This window comes from Microbacterium gorillae (assembly GCF_000826185.2).
Lineage (GTDB): Bacteria > Actinomycetota > Actinomycetes > Actinomycetales > Microbacteriaceae > Microbacterium > Microbacterium gorillae.
Window position 1 is genome coordinate 1175231 of the sequence record NZ_LN648875.1, and the last position, 14201, is coordinate 1189431.

At 70.1% G+C, this 14201-nt stretch carries 13 protein-coding genes; 9 read left to right on the forward strand and 4 right to left on the reverse strand.

Annotated features, from left to right (window positions below; translation table 11 throughout):
- Positions 1-21 precede the first annotated feature (21 nt).
- Positions 22-804, reverse strand: a complete 783-nt coding sequence (locus tag BN1193_RS15075; RefSeq protein ID WP_040167687.1) for a TerC family protein — start codon at positions 802-804, stop codon at positions 22-24.
- 330 nt (positions 805-1134) lie between these two features.
- Between BN1193_RS15075 and kdpF the strand changes: the two genes are divergently transcribed.
- Genes kdpF through BN1193_RS15105 form a run of 6 tightly spaced genes read left to right on the forward strand, consistent with a single transcriptional unit; the run spans position 1135 to position 8982 of the window.
- Positions 1135-1224, forward strand: coding sequence for a K(+)-transporting ATPase subunit F (gene kdpF, locus BN1193_RS17940; RefSeq protein WP_141396701.1), 90 nt, complete (start codon positions 1135-1137; stop codon positions 1222-1224).
- Between the two features lies 1 nt (position 1225).
- A complete protein-coding gene (kdpA, locus tag BN1193_RS15085) occupies positions 1226-2902 on the forward strand; it encodes a potassium-transporting ATPase subunit KdpA (RefSeq protein WP_040167689.1) in 1677 nt (558 codons plus the stop codon).
- A 1-nt stretch (position 2903) separates the two neighbouring features.
- Positions 2904-5033 (forward strand): potassium-transporting ATPase subunit KdpB, encoded by a 2130-nt coding sequence (gene kdpB / locus BN1193_RS15090; protein WP_040167691.1) that lies wholly within the window; start codon positions 2904-2906, stop codon positions 5031-5033.
- An 18-nt stretch (positions 5034-5051) separates the two neighbouring features.
- Positions 5052-5627 carry a potassium-transporting ATPase subunit C gene (locus BN1193_RS15095; RefSeq protein WP_040167692.1) on the forward strand — a complete coding sequence of 192 codons (576 nt, stop codon included), beginning with the start codon at positions 5052-5054 and terminating at the stop codon, positions 5625-5627.
- Positions 5628-5639: 12 nt separating this feature from the next.
- Positions 5640-8336 (forward strand): ATP-binding protein, encoded by a 2697-nt coding sequence (locus BN1193_RS15100; RefSeq protein ID WP_094770566.1) that lies wholly within the window; start codon positions 5640-5642, stop codon positions 8334-8336.
- Positions 8311-8982 (forward strand): response regulator, encoded by a 672-nt coding sequence (locus tag BN1193_RS15105; RefSeq protein WP_040167693.1) that lies wholly within the window; start codon positions 8311-8313, stop codon positions 8980-8982. The genes BN1193_RS15100 and BN1193_RS15105 overlap by 26 nt, the downstream gene beginning before the upstream one ends.
- Positions 8983-9371: 389 nt before the next feature.
- Here BN1193_RS15105 and BN1193_RS15110 read toward each other — a convergent pair whose 3' ends face one another.
- Together BN1193_RS15110 and BN1193_RS15115 are read right to left on the reverse strand one after the other, a co-directional pair.
- On the reverse strand, positions 9372-10367 hold the full coding sequence (locus BN1193_RS15110) for a zinc-binding dehydrogenase (RefSeq protein ID WP_230206522.1): 996 nt from the start codon (positions 10365-10367) through the stop codon (positions 9372-9374).
- 45 nt (positions 10368-10412) lie between these two features.
- Positions 10413-12101, reverse strand: a complete 1689-nt coding sequence (locus tag BN1193_RS15115) for an ABC-F family ATP-binding cassette domain-containing protein (protein WP_040167698.1) — start codon at positions 12099-12101, stop codon at positions 10413-10415.
- 130 nt (positions 12102-12231) lie between these two features.
- Here BN1193_RS15115 and BN1193_RS15120 point away from each other — a divergent pair, with 130 nt between their 5' ends.
- The 3 genes from BN1193_RS15120 (at position 12232) to BN1193_RS15130 (ending at position 13594) form a co-directional block, all read left to right on the forward strand.
- Positions 12232-12534: a hypothetical protein gene (locus BN1193_RS15120; RefSeq protein ID WP_141396702.1), complete on the forward strand. Its 303-nt coding sequence runs from the start codon at positions 12232-12234 to the stop codon at positions 12532-12534.
- Between the two features lie 81 nt (positions 12535-12615).
- Positions 12616-13098 (forward strand): hypothetical protein, encoded by a 483-nt coding sequence (locus BN1193_RS15125; protein ID WP_040167701.1) that lies wholly within the window; start codon positions 12616-12618, stop codon positions 13096-13098.
- Positions 13099-13135: 37 nt separating this feature from the next.
- A complete protein-coding gene (locus BN1193_RS15130; RefSeq protein ID WP_040167702.1) occupies positions 13136-13594 on the forward strand; it encodes a hypothetical protein in 459 nt (152 codons plus the stop codon).
- Here the strand turns inward: BN1193_RS15130 and BN1193_RS15135 are convergent.
- Entirely contained in the window at positions 13584-14156 is a 573-nt protein-coding gene (locus BN1193_RS15135) for a hypothetical protein (RefSeq protein ID WP_141396703.1), read from the reverse strand. The two genes, BN1193_RS15130 and BN1193_RS15135, sit on opposite strands and share 11 nt — an antisense overlap.
- Positions 14157-14201: the final 45 nt, after the last annotated feature.

The following is a 14201-nucleotide window of genomic DNA, read 5'->3' on the forward strand; positions in this document are numbered from 1 at the left end:
AGCGGGGGCGGGGGCAACGGGTCAGACGGTCGGAACCGATTCGATGTCGGGCTCGGAGGTCGATTCCGCACGGGCCAGTCGGCGCTTCTGCGCCCGCCGCTGCGAGACGAGGTTGAGCGTCTCGACGAGGATGGCGAACACCATCGGGCCGTAGATCAGCGCCTTGTCGATCGAGATGCCGAGGCCCTCGGCCACGAGGAAAACACCGATCAGCAGCAGGAACGACAGCGCCAGCATCTTCACCGTGGGGTGCTTGTTGACGAAGCGGAAGATCGCGCCGGACGCGAACAGCATGATCGTGAACGACAGCAGCACGGCCGCGATGATGACGATCATGTTCGTCGTCATGCCGACCGCGGTGATGACGGAGTCGAGCGAGAAGACCAGGTCCAGCGCCAGGATCTGGACCAGCACGGCGCCGAAGGTCGCCGTGGCGAGCTGAGCGCCGGAGTGCTCCTCGTCACGCCCCTCGAACTTGTGGTGGATCTCCTGCACCGCCTTGTAGAGCAGGAAGACACCACCGGCGATGAGGATGAGGTCCTTCCACGAGAAGCCCATCTCGCCGAGGAAGAAGAAGTCGTCCTTCAGCGTGATGATCCAGCCGGCGAAGAAGATCAGGCCGACGCGCAGCAGCATCGCCAGGGTGAGGCCGAGTCTTCTCGCCAGGGCCTGCTGATGCTGCGGCAGGCGTCCGGCGAGGATCGAGATGAAGATCACGTTGTCCACACCGAGCACGACTTCGAGGACGAAGAGGGTGAGGAAGACGGCGATCAGGTCAGGGGAGAGGGATAAATCGAACTCCATGAATCGACGGTATCCGACGGGATTCGTGCACTCAGTTCCGGCGGGGCGTTCTCTCGGCACCTGCCCAGCACTTGGCCGCACGAGTGTCGGATTCCTCCCGCCGGACGAGGACCGTAAGGAATGTGCACACGGGCGTATGGATTCCGTGCGGATGCGCTGATCGGCCGACACAGCCGGGCCACGATCGAGACGTGCATGCGACACATGCCGCACCCGCGGCACGAGAGGGTCGCTGATCTCGGAGGCAGAAATGCTCGATGTGCTGTACGTCGCCCTGACCGTGGCGATCTTCGTCACGGCGGGGCTGCTCGCCTGGGTGGGAGACCGTCGATGATCGCCCTCGTTCTCATCGCGGCGGCCCTCGCCGTCGGCGCCCTGGTCTACCTGGTCGCCGCCCTGCTGAACCCGGAGCGGTTCTGAGATGCCGGCCGTCCTCGCCGGCGTCCTGCAGGCGCTGTTCCTCATCCTGCTGCTCGTGCTCACCCACCGCCCCCTCGGGGACTACATGGCGCGCGTGTTCACGACGAGCAAGCACCTCCGTTTCGAGCGCGGGCTCTACCGCCTCATCGGCGTGAACGCGGACGGCGCCCAGACCTGGCGCGCGTATCTGCGCGGCGTCCTGGCCTTCTCCCTCGTCGGCGTGCTGCTGCTGTACGCCCTGCAGCGCGTGCAGCAGTGGCTGCCGGCTTCGCTCGGCCTGCCGGCCGTGCCGGAGGGCATCGCCTTCAACACCGCCGCGTCCTTCGTGGCCAACACCAACTGGCAGTCGTACAGCCCGGAGGCGACGGTCGGCTACGTGGTCCAGGCGGCCGGCCTTGCCGTGCAGAACTTCGTCTCGGCCGCGGTCGGGATCGCGGTCGCCATCGCCCTGGTGCGCGGGTTCGCGGCTCGTGGCACGGGCGTCCTCGGCAACTTCTGGGTGGACCTCACCCGCGGCACCCTGCGCATCCTGCTGCCGATCTCGGTGCTCGGCGCGCTCGTGCTGCTGGGCGGCGGCGTCGTGCAGAACCTGCTCGAGCCCACCACCGTCACCACGCTCGTCGGCGGAACGCAGACGATCCCCGGCGGTCCGGTCGCCTCGCAGGAGGTCATCAAGCTCCTCGGCACGAACGGCGGCGGCTTCTACAACGCCAACTCCGCGCACCCGTTCGAGAACCCGTCCCCGTGGATCAACGTCATGGAGTGCTTCCTCATCCTGCTGATCCCGTTCGCCCTCCCCCGGACCTTCGGCGTCATGGTCGGCGACCGCCGCCAGGGCTACGCGATCACCGCCGCGATGGGCGTGATGTTCCTGGCGTCGCTCGTGGCCCTGTCCGTCCTGGAGTACGCCGGGTCCGGAACCGCGCCGCAACTGGCGGGCGCGGCGATGGAGGGCAAGGAGACGCGCTTCGGCATCCTCGGCACCGCACTGTTCGGTTCCGCCTCGACGCTGACCTCGACGGGTGCCGTCAACGGCATGCACGACAGCTTCACCGCGCTCGGCGGCATGATGCCGATGGTGAACATGATGCTCGGCGAGATCGCCCCCGGCGGCGTCGGTTCCGGCCTCTACGGCATGCTTGTGATCGCGGTGATCGCGGTGTTCGTCGGCGGACTGCTCATCGGCCGCACGCCGGAATACCTCGGCAAGCGTCTGGGACCTGCCGAGATCACGCTGGCCAGCCTGTACATCCTCGTCGTCCCGACGCTCATCCTCGGCTTCACGGCGCTGAGCTTCGCGATCCCCGGCATCCGCGAGGACGTGATGAACACGTCGATCCTCAACCCCGGCAACCACGGGCTGAGTGAGGTGCTGTACGCCTTCACGTCCGCGGCGAACAACAACGGCTCGGCCTTCGGTGGCCTGACCGCGAGCACCCCGTGGCTGGCCACGACGCTCGGTGTCGTCATGCTGCTGGGACGTTTCATCCCCATCGTGTTCGTGCTCGCGCTCGCCGGACGACTGGCCCGCCAGACGGCGGCGCCGGCCACCGTCGGCACGCTGCCGACCCATCGTCCGCTGTTCGTCGGACTGCTCACCGGCGTCGCACTCATCGTCACCGCACTCACCTATTTCCCGGTCCTCGCTCTGGGACCGCTCGCGGAAGGACTCTCCTGACATGTCGGTCATCACCGATCCCCGTCCGACCCCGGACACCGTCGCCGCACCCCCGCGTCGCGCGTTCTCGATGGCGCAGCTCGTCGCCGCGCTACCCGCGGCCCTGCGTCGCCTGAACCCGCGGGCGCAGTGGCACAACCCGGTCCTGATGCTGGTCTGGGTGGGCGCCGCCTTCACCACCGTCGTGGCGATCGTGGAGCCGTTCCTCAGCTCCGCCGCCGGCCCGGTCGGCTTCAGCTGGGCCATCGCCGCGTGGCTGTGGCTGACCGTCCTGTTCGCCAATCTCGCCGAGGCCGTCGCCGAGGGACGGGGCAAGGCTCAGGCCGACTCGCTGCGCCGCACCCGCGCCACCACGACCGCTCATCGCGCGGTCCGGTACGACGAGGCGGACCCGGGCGTGAACAGCACCACGACGGTGGAAGTCGCCTCCTCCGAGCTCACCCCGGGCGATGTGGTCGTCATCACCGCCGGCGAACTGATCCCCGGCGACGGCGACATCATCTGGGGCATCGCGACGGTGGACGAGTCGGCGATCACCGGCGAATCAGCCCCCGTCGTCCGGGAGTCCGGCGGCGACCGCAGCGCCGTCACCGGCGGCACCCGCGTGCTCAGCGACCGGATCGTGGTGCGAATCACCGCGAAGCCGGGCGAGACGTTCGTGGACCGGATGATCGCCCTCGTCGAGGGCGCCGAACGGCAGCGGACACCCAACGAGATCGCGCTGAACATCCTGCTCGCGAGCCTGTCGATCATCTTCACCGTCGTCGTGCTGACGCTGAACCCGATCGCATCCGCGGTCACCGACCCGGTCTCGCTCACGGTCCTCGTCGCCCTGCTGGTCTGCCTCATCCCGACGACGATCGGCGCGCTGCTGAGCGCGATCGGCATCGCGGGCATGGACCGCCTGGTGCAGCGCAACGTGCTGGCGATGTCCGGCCGCGCGGTCGAGGCGGCGGGAGATGTCACCACGCTGCTGCTGGACAAGACCGGCACCATCACGCACGGCAACCGTCGCGCGGTCCGCTTCGTCCCGATGCCCGGGGTGGAGGCCGCCGAACTCACCCGACTCGCCGCCCTCGGTTCGCTCGCCGATCCGACCCCGGAGGGGTCCTCCGTCGTCTCGCTCGCTGAGGGGCTCGGCGTGCGCGTCACCTCCCCGGACGACGCGACGGTCGTGCCCTTCACGGCGCAGACCCGGATGAGCGGACTGGACCTTGCGGACGGCGTCCGGCTGCGCAAGGGCGCCGGTTCCGCCGTGGGCGCGTGGCTGGATGAGGAAGGAGTGGTGGTGCCCGCCGACGTCGCGGAGGCCCTGCACCGCACGACGGACGAGATCGCCGAGTCCGGCGGCACGCCCCTCGCGGTGGCCGTCGTCGACAGCGCGGGATACGGCCGGGTGCTCGGGGTGATCCACCTCAAGGACATCGTCAAGGACGGCCTGCGCGAGCGCTTCGCAGAGCTGCGCGCAATGGGCATCCGCACCGTGATGATCACCGGCGACAACCCCCTCACCGCCCGGGCGATCGCCGCCGAGGCGGGCGTGGACGACGTGCTCGCCGAGGCCACGCCGGAGGACAAGCTCGCCCTGATCCGGAAGGAGCAGTCCGGCGGCCGCATGGTCGCCATGACCGGAGACGGCACGAACGACGCTCCGGCTCTGGCGCAGGCGGACGTCGGCGTCGCGATGAACTCCGGCACGTCGGCCGCGAAGGAGGCCGGCAACATGATCGACCTCGATTCGGACCCGACGAAGCTCATCGACGTCGTCCGGATCGGCAAGCAGCTGCTGATCACGCGCGGAGCCCTGACGACGTTCTCGCTCGCAAACGACATCGCGAAGTACTTCGCGATCATCCCGGCGCTGTTCATGACCGCGTTCCCCGGGCTCGCGGCGCTGAACATCATGGGGCTGCACTCCCCCGCCTCAGCGGTGCTGTCCGCGATCATCTTCAACGCTCTGGTGATCGTGTTCCTCATCCCGCTGGCCCTGCGCGGCGTGAACTACCGCCCGGTCGGCGCCGCCACCCTGCTCAGCCGCAACCTGCTGATCTACGGCATCGGCGGCGTGATCGCCCCCTTCATCGGCATCAAGCTCATCGACCTCGTCGTGAGCCTGATCCCCGGATTCTGAGTCGAGAGAAGAACAAACATGTCCCCTGTTCGCACGATGCTGCGCACCCATTCGGTGGCCCTGCGCGCCATGCTCGTGTTCACCGCCATCCTCGGGATCGCCTACCCCGGCGCGATCCTGCTCGCCGGGCTCGCGGTGCCCGCCGCAGCGAACGGCTCGCTCGTGAAGGACGCGGGCGGCGCCGTGGTCGGCTCGTCACTGCTCGCGCAGTCCTTCAGCGACGCCGACGGCAAGCCGCTGCCCGGCTGGTTCCAGCCGCGTCCGTCCGCCGGCGGCTGGGACGCGATGGCCTCCGGTGGAACGAACCTCGGCCCGGAGAACCCGGACCTCATCTCCGCCATCACCCAGCGTCGGGACGCGGGCGCGACCACACCGGACGCGCTCACCGCGTCCGGCTCCGGCCTCGACCCGGACATCTCGCCGGAGAACGCCCTGTCCCAGGTACCCGCGGTCGCCGCGGCGCGCGGCCTGGACGAGGGCACGGTCCGGAACCTGGTGACGTCTATGATCAGGCCGAGGGATCTTGGGTTCCTCGGTGACGAACGTGTCAATGTGCTCGAACTCAACCTGGCGCTGCAAGCGCTGGCCCACTAGCGGAGGCGGCGGATGAAGCGGGGCAACCTGCGGGTTCTGCTCGGCGCCGCCCCCGGCGTGGGCAAGACGGTCCAGATGCTGGCGGAGGGTGAGCGGCTGCGGTCGGAGGGCCGGGACGTCGTGATCGGCATCGTCGAGACCCACGGCCGCGCGCTCACCGCGGCGCGCGCGGAAGGTCTCGAGCACGTCCCGTTGCGGACGCTCGAGCATCGCGGGGTCCGGCTGACCGAGATGGACCGGAGCGCGGTCATCGCCCGCAACCCCGACGTCGCACTGGTGGACGAACTCGCCCACACCAACGTGCCCGGGTCCGGGGCCGAGAAGCGGTGGCAGGATGTCGCGGCGATCCTCGCGGTCGGCATCGACGTCATCACGACCGTCAACGTCCAGCACATCGAGTCGCTCGGCGACGTGGTCCAGCGCATCACCGGCGTCGAGCAGACCGAGACGGTGCCGGACGCGTTCGTCCGCTCGGCCGATCAGATCGAGGTGGTCGACCTCGCCCCGCAGGCGCTCCGCGACCGGCTGACCGCCGGAGTGGTGTACCCCGCCGAGCGCATCGACGCGGCGCTGTCGAACTACTTCCGTCTCGGAAATCTCACCGCCCTGCGCGAGCTGGCTCTGCTCTGGCTCGCGGACGAGGTCGAGAACGCGCTCGCCGCGTACCGAGCCCAGCAGGGCATTCAGGCCACCTGGCCCACGCGTGAGCGCGTCGTCGTCGCGCTCACCGGCGGACCCGAGGGCGAGACCCTGCTGCGCCGCGGTGCCCTGATCTCGGCACGGTCCGCGGGTGGCGAGCTGCGGGCCGTCCACGTCGTCGGGCAGGACGGGCTGCGGGCCGCGGACCCGGCGCTGCTCGCCTCGCAGCGGGCGCTCGTGGAGAGCCTCGGCGGCACGTTCCACTCCGTCGTCGGCGACGATGTGCCGCGCGCCCTGGTGGAGTTCGCACGCTCCGTCCACGCCACGCAGCTCGTGATCGGCGCGTCTCGGCGCGGGCGGTTCGCGTCGCTCGCCGGACCTGGGATCGGGGCGTCCGTGATCCGGGAATCCGGCGACATCGACGTGCACATGGTGCAGCACGCCGAGGCCGCCGGGCGCTCGTCCCGGCTGCCGCGCCTGGTCCGCGGTGCCGCCGGGGCCCTCGGGTGGAAGCGCCAGGTGCTCGGCTTCATCGTGGCGCTCATCGGCGGTCCGCTGCTGAGCTGGCTGTTGCTGACCTTCCACAGCGAGGCGTCCATCACCTCCGACGTGCTCGCGTACCAGCTGCTCGTGGTGGTGGTGTCGCTGATCGGCGGCATCTGGCCGGCGCTGTTCGCGGCGGTGTTGAGCGGCGTCACGCTGGATTTCCTCTTCGTCGCGCCGCTGTACACGGTCACGATCGCCGACCCGATCCACGCCGTCGCCCTGGGCCTGTACGTCGTGATCGCGGTGCTCGTGTCGATCATCGTGGACTTCGCGGCCCGTCGCCTCCGCAGCGCCGAACGGTCCGCCGCGGAGTCGGAGCTGCTCGCCACGATCGCCGGTTCGGTGCTGCGGGGACAGAGCGCGGTGCCGGCGCTCGTGTCGCGCACGCGCGAGGCGCTGGGCGCCACCGGCGTGCGCCTGCGCGGACCGGACGGGGCGGTGCTCGCGACTGACGGCGAGCCCGTCGCCGACCGAGACCCCGAGGAGTTCCCGGTGGGCGACACCGGTGCCGTGCTCGAGGTGCACGGCACGGATCTGGACGCCGGCGAGCGCCGCCTGCTGTCCGCCGTGACCGCGCAGTTGGCCGGAGCGATGGAGCACGCCGCACTGGAGCGGACGGCGGGTGAGGCGCGCGCGAACGCCGCCGCCGATGACGCCCGCTCGGCGCTGCTGTCGGCGGTGAGCCATGATGTGCGCCGTCCGCTCGCGGCCGCCGTGGCCGCAGTCGGTGGTCTGCGCGCAGCCGGCGACGCGCTGGCTCCGGCGGACCGGACCGAGCTGCTGGCGACCGCCGAGGAGAGCCTGGACGCGCTGTCCACCCTCCTGACCGATCTGCTCGACGTGTCCCGGGTCGAAGCCGGGGCCCTGGCGATCCGTCCGGAACCGGTGGACGTCGCCGCGGTCGTGCTGTCCGCCACCGACGAACTCGGCGTGACGCCGGGTGAGGTCACGCTCGCGCTCGGCTCCGACGTTCCCCCGGTGCTGGCGGATCCCGTCCTGCTGCAGCGCGTGCTCGTGAACCTGCTCTCCAACGCGCAGCGCCACACGCCGGCGGGCACGCCCGTGGCACTGACGACGAGCAGTCTGGGTCCGGTCGTGGAGGTGCGCGTCATCGACCACGGCCCGGGCGTGCCCGCCGAGCGACGGGACGCCATGTTCGCCCCGTTCCAGCGCGGCGGGGACCAGGACAACACGTCCGGTCTCGGCCTCGGCCTCGCCCTCTCCCGCGGCTTCATGCAGGGCATGGCCGGCGCCCTCACGGCCGAGAACACCCCCGGCGGCGGCCTCACCCTCGTCGCCTCCCTCCCCGTCGCCCCCACAACCCCGCGAGACACCCAAGCACGTCCGAAAAACCCCGCAACGCGCGAGGTCTCGGACTCACCCTCGTCGCCTCCCTCCCCGTCGCCCCCACAACCCCGCGAGACACCCAAGCACGTCCGAAAAACCCCGCAACGCGCGAGGTCTCGGACGTGCCTGGGTGTCTCGAGGAGGAGGACGCATGAAACTTCTCGTGGCGGACGATGATCCGCAGCTCGTCCGGGCCCTGCGGATCACGCTCGCGTCCCAGGGGTACACGGTCGTCACGGCCGCGGACGGAGCGGAGGCGGTGCGCGTCGCCGCGTCCGAACATCCGGACCTCGTGCTGCTGGATCTCGGCATGCCTCAGGTGGACGGGCTCGATGTCATCCACGCCCTCCGCGGCTGGATGGACGGACCGATCATCGTCGTCTCGGGACGCACCGGATCCGGGGACAAGGTCGACGCCCTCGATGCGGGTGCCGACGACTACGTCACCAAGCCCTTCCAGATGGACGAGCTCCTGGCTCGGTTGCGGGCGCTGGCTCGCCGGACGAGCGCGGCGCCGTCCGAACCCAGCGTCACGTTCGGCGACGTGGCGGTCGATCTCGCCGCGCACACCGTGGTGCGGGGCGGCGAGGCGGTCCATCTGACGCCGACCGAGTGGCGGATGCTTGAGTTCCTGGTGCGCAATCCGGGGTCCCTGGTCACGCGGCAGACGCTGCTGCGCGAGATCTGGGGCACCGACCAGGCGACCGACACGGGTTACCTGCGGCTGTACATGTCCCAGCTCCGCAAGAAGCTGGAGCCGGACCCCTCCCACCCCGTCCACCTGCTCACCGAGTCCGGCATGGGCTACCGCCTCACCCCCTGACGCTCCCAACGCCGGCAGTTCTGGGCGCGGGGAAGTGTCGGGGTTGGGAGCGACCCCGCGCTCGCTCTCGCTGGCGACACTTTTGTGGCTCGGGAAGTGTCGGACGTGGGAGCGTCGCGGGCTAGAGCTCCACGAATCCGAGGCGCTGCACCAGCGGGGCGAACTCGTCCGCGTTCGCACACGTGAGTTACACGGACGCTGGCGGCTCGCCGTCCAGCGCATCGAGGGCCCAGAGCAGGCACTGGCCGGAGCCGTGGATCACCACCCCATTGTGATCCGCGAGCTTGGGCCAGCCGAGGTCCGCCGCGATGCGCACCCCCGAGGCGGAACGACGCGAGGCGCAGGCCGGGCGGAGGACCGCCGGGCCTGCGCCTCGCGAAAGGGGTGTGTCAGTCGAAGACGGCGACGAGGCGGCCGGTGACCTCGCCGCGGTGGAGCTTGGCGATGCCGTCCGGGATCTCGTCGAACGAGATCGTCGTGGTCTGCGGGTTCAGCTTGCCGGTGGCCATGAACTCGTAGATGCCGGCGACGTCCTCCTTGGTGCCACCGTTGGAGCCCTTGAGGTTGCACTGGTTGAGGATGAGCGCGCGGGTCGAGATGGTGGCCTCGAGCTTGCCCATGCCGACGACCACGACAGTGCCGTCGCGACGGATGATCTCCACCGCGTCCGCGGTGGTTCCGCCGAACCCGGCGAAGTCCACGATGACGTCGAACGTGACGTCCTCGAACTCGCGGAGGCTCTTCGCGACGCCCGCGGCACCGATCTCCTCGGCCAGGCCCCAGACGGACTCGTTGACCTCGGCGATGTACACGGTCGCCCCGGCGAGGACCGCCACACGCGCGCCGATCTGGCCCAGCCCGCCGAGCCCGATGATGCCGACGGTGTCCCCGGCCTTCACGCCGCCCTGCGTGATGACGGCGGCGTGCGAGGTCATGCCGGCATCGGTGGCGGCGGCGCCGTAGACGAAGTCCACGCCCTCCGGAATCGGCACAAGCGCCTGCGCGTCGACGACCATCTTCGGGGCGAAGCCACCGTCGAAGTTGTACCCGGGTGCACCGGCCGGCGTGGTCGGGCAGACGCCGACGCGGTCACCGACGGCGAAGTCCGTCACGCCCTCGCCGACCTCGGCGACGACGCCCGCGTTCTCGTGGCCGATCGTGATCGGCTGCTTCACGAGAAGCGCCAGCCAGCCCTCGTCCTCGAGCAGCCCGACGTCGGAGTGGCACAGGCCCGCCGCCTTCATCTCCAGGACGACCTGACCGGGACCGGCGACCGGGTCCGGAACCTCGTTCAGGACGAGGGGCTCGTGGGTGTTGGTGAACTGCCAGGCCTTCATGGTGCTCCGATCGATCGTGCCGTCCCGGACATCGGGGGGCGATTCCACGCTACGGACCCGGTACGACCGATGCCGCGCCGGGTGCCGGGAAAATCAGCGCGACCGGGTGACCCTGGTCTCATCCCAGACCGGTTCGGCGGACTCGTACACGGACCCGTCCGACCCGAACACGAGGAATCGGTCGAACCCGCGCGCGAACCAGCGGTCGTGCGTGACCGCCAGGACCGTGCCGTCGAAGCGGGAGATCGCATCCTCCAGTTCCTCCGCCGAGACGAGGTCGAGGTTGTCCGTCGGCTCGTCCAGCAGCAGCAGCGTCGCACCGGACAGCTCGAGCAGCAGCACCTGGAACCGGGCCTGCTGCCCACCGGACAGGCTGTCGAAGGTCTGCTCCGCCTGCTGCACGAGGCCATAGCGGTCCAGCGCGGAGCTGGCCGCATCGCGCGGTCGCCCGTCTCGATCGTCGTCGCCGCGGTGCAGGATCTCCAACAGCGTGCGTCCGGTGAACTCCGGGTGCACGTGCGTCTGCGCGAACCAGCCCGGGACCACTCGGGCACCGAGCGTCGCCGTGCCGGTGTGCGCAACGGGCTCGATGCGCCGCCCCGCCGCCGTGACGTGGCCGAGTGTGGCGTCCGGCTCTGTGCCGCCGCGGGCGAGCAGACGCAGGAAGTGCGACTTCCCGGACCCGTTCGAACCCAGTACACCGACACGGTCGCCGAACCAGATCTCGGTGTCGAACGGCTTCATCAGGCCGGTGAGCTCCAGCCCCGACGCGACGACCGCACGGCGTCCGGTGCGTCCGCCGCGCAGGCGCATCTGCAGGTTCTGCTCCCGCGGCCGCTCCTGGGGCGGACCGGCGGCCTCGAACCGTGCCAGTCGTGTCTGCGCGGCGTGGTAGCGGGACGCCATATCGGGGCTGATCTTCGCCTGGATCTGCAGCGTCTTCACGAGTTTGGTGAGCTTCGCGTGCTCCTCATCCCAGCGCTTGTGCAGCTCGTCCAGGCGCTCCATCCGCGCGGTGCGGGCATCGTGGTACGTCCGGAACCCGCCGCCGTGGATCCACGCCGTGGCTCCGGACGCCCCGACTTCCAGCGTCGCGATGCGGTCGGCCGCGCGGGCGAGGAGTTCGCGATCGTGACTGACCAGCAGCACCGTCTTGCGCGTGGACCGCAGGCTCTCCTCCAGCCAGCGCTTGCCGGGCACGTCGAGGTAGTTGTCCGGTTCGTCCAGCAGCAGGACCTCGTCCGTGCCGCGCAGCAGAGCCTCCAATGCGAGCCGCTTCTGCTCGCCGCCGGACAGGGTGGTCAGCTCCCGGAACCGAGCCCGCGCGTAGTCCACGCCGAGCGCCGCCATCGTGACCTGGTCCCACACGGTCTCGTAGTCGTAGCCGCCGGCGTCCGCGTACTCCGCGATCGCCGTGGCGTACCGCATCTGCGCATCGGTGTCGTCGCGCTCGATCAGGGCGTTCTCGGCGGCCTCGAGCTCGCGGGCGGCGTTGCGGATCGCGTCCGGAGCCACCGTGACGAGCAGGTCGTGCACGGTCTCCCCCGCGCGGCCATGGCCGATGAACTGGTCCATCACACCGAGGCCGCCACCGACCGTGACCGCTCCGGTGTCCGGCTTGACCTCGCCGCGGACGATGCGCATCAGTGTCGATTTGCCGGCACCGTTCTCCCCGATCAGCGCGGTCACGCTGCCCTCCCCGACGCGGAAGGTCACCTCGTCGAGCAGCGGACGGCCGTCCGGCAACGTCAGCGAAACGGCGTTGATGTCGATGAATCCCACGAGTGCGTCCTTCTTGATTGCGCCCGAGTACCGAGCCGACCAGGCTATCGCACGCGAGAATCGGCGGGTCCCACTGCTCCCTGCCCGCGCCGCGGACGCGCGTGATTACGCTCGCCGGGAGGTGGTCGACATGACGAGCAATCCGACCGGTCCGCGCTCGACCGACTGGGCGCTGCTGGCCGCGGACGTCCGGACCGAACCGGACACGGACGAGGACGTCGAAACCCCCGCGGACGTCGAGCCGCGGCTGCACGTGGTGCACCAGGACGGGTGTCCGCAGAACCCCGAGATGTTCATCACGCTGTGCGGTCTCGGCGTCGAAACGAGCGGCCGTCACGATGATGACGAGGACGTCGGACTCGACGATCTGTGCCCCGCGTGTGTGGCGGCTCGGTCCTGCCCGGTCTGCGGCGCCCGACGGACGGACCTCTGATGTCGGGGGCGCGCTCCCCCGCCCACTAATGTGAAAGGGTTCTCATCTTTATCGCTGGCGCCCTGCGCCGGGAAGGACGCCATGCGTCACTCAGTCCGTGCCGTCTCCGCCCTCGTGCTCGCGCTTGCGCTTCCGTCCCTGGCCGCGTGCGGCGCTTCGGACACTCCCACAGCCGGGGGAACACACGTGGCCGGCGCTGAGGAGTCCACCCCGACGCCGACGCCGACCCCGGAACCGCTGACGCTCGTCGGCGAGTGGAAGTCGACGAACACCGCCGAGGACTCCTGGCAGGCGGCCTCCATCACCGCGGACACGATCACGATCGACTGGGTGTCCGATGGCGGCGGGACGAAGGCCCTGTACTGGGCCGGGACGTACGTTCCGCCGACGGAGGCGACCGACGCCCACACGTGGGAATCCGCCAACGACGTGTCCCAGACTGAGCACGCGATCCTCGCCTCCAGCGACCCGACCAAGACCTTCACGTACGCGGACGGGGTCCTCAGCTATGAGGTCACCGCCCTGGGCGTGACGAAGACGATCACGATGGAGCGCGTGGACTGAGGATCGCCGTGCCGGCGTGCGGCCCTATGCTGGAGGCGTGACGCCAGCGAGCACGACGCGCATCGTCGGCCAGGCGCCGGACCTCATCCGGCGACGGGTCGAGGGCAGCTGGCGGGCGGAGGTCGGCACCTTTCGCCTGCGCATCCGCGGCGATCGCCTGCAGGCGCGCCACCGCGGCATCGTCGTGGCCGGTCGCGGCGCGTCCGTGGCCGGAGCGATGACCGTCACGACCTTCCACCTCGACGGCGACGGGATGGACACCGTGCTGCACGGCACGACGTGGCCGGGGGCGGTGCCGATCATCCTCGACACCGTCTTCGTGGCGATGATGATCATGATGCTCGTCCTCGCCGTACGCTTCCCCTCCGTGTGGACGATCGTGATCGCCGGTGTCCTCGTCGTGCTCACCGTCCTGATGATCGTGATGGACGTCCGCAACGTCCGCGCGGACCGCGACGCCGCGCCCGCCGCGGTGCGTCGCTTCCTCAGCGACTGACGTCTACGGGGTCCGAACGTCGCCCGGTCGGCTGTTCGGCGATCTGGGTCGGAGTGCGTTCCCATCGCACGTTCGCGGCGTCCCGGAACGTCAGCGAGGTCACGGCACGGTCCTTCGCCTTGGCTGTCGGCCGGATCTCCGCTGCGACATCCGTGACCAGCGTGGCGAAGTCCCAGCCGTACGCGTTCGACGATTCCCGAAGGTAATACGTGCCGGGAGGCAGGACACGCATGTCGAGCGTCGGCAACGTCTTACCTCCAGCACCCGTGGCGGTCACGGTGACGTCATAGATCACATTGCTGCTCGTGTTACTCACGACCAGCCCGTAGGAGAGTGGGTCGCCGCTCGTCCGAGAGATCTCCACGGCCACCCAGGCCGAGACTCCGAGCGCCTGCTCGATCCTCTCCCGGTCGTGCCGCTCGTCGTCACGCTGCGCTTCCGCCCGGAACAGTCGACCGGCGTAGCCCGCCGCTTTCGCTGCCGCGATGAGCGCCAAAACCGCCACCAGCGCCGCGATCCAATCCGCGATCGAGCCCAGCATTCCCCAGATGCTTTCCCCCATGCGACGAAGCTAACCGGGCCCCGGGCTCCCGGCAACCGGTGGTGC

Excerpts from the sequence above, each read along its gene's own strand:
- BN1193_RS15075 (WP_040167687.1), bottom strand. The coding sequence starts at position 804 with ATGGAGTTCGATTTATCCCTCTCCCCTGACCTGATCGCCGTCTTCCTC.
- kdpF (WP_141396701.1), top strand. The coding sequence starts at position 1,135 with ATGATCGCCCTCGTTCTCATCGCGGCGGCCCTCGCCGTCGGCGCCCTG.
- kdpA (WP_040167689.1), top strand. The coding sequence starts at position 1,226 with ATGCCGGCCGTCCTCGCCGGCGTCCTGCAGGCGCTGTTCCTCATCCTG.
- kdpB (WP_040167691.1), top strand. The coding sequence starts at position 2,904 with ATGTCGGTCATCACCGATCCCCGTCCGACCCCGGACACCGTCGCCGCA.
- BN1193_RS15095 (WP_040167692.1), top strand. The coding sequence starts at position 5,052 with ATGTCCCCTGTTCGCACGATGCTGCGCACCCATTCGGTGGCCCTGCGC.
- BN1193_RS15100 (WP_094770566.1), top strand. The coding sequence starts at position 5,640 with ATGAAGCGGGGCAACCTGCGGGTTCTGCTCGGCGCCGCCCCCGGCGTG.
- BN1193_RS15105 (WP_040167693.1), top strand. The coding sequence starts at position 8,311 with ATGAAACTTCTCGTGGCGGACGATGATCCGCAGCTCGTCCGGGCCCTG.
- BN1193_RS15120 (WP_141396702.1), top strand. The coding sequence starts at position 12,232 with ATGACGAGCAATCCGACCGGTCCGCGCTCGACCGACTGGGCGCTGCTG.
- BN1193_RS15125 (WP_040167701.1), top strand. The coding sequence starts at position 12,616 with ATGCGTCACTCAGTCCGTGCCGTCTCCGCCCTCGTGCTCGCGCTTGCG.
- BN1193_RS15135 (WP_141396703.1), bottom strand. The coding sequence starts at position 14,156 with ATGGGGGAAAGCATCTGGGGAATGCTGGGCTCGATCGCGGATTGGATC.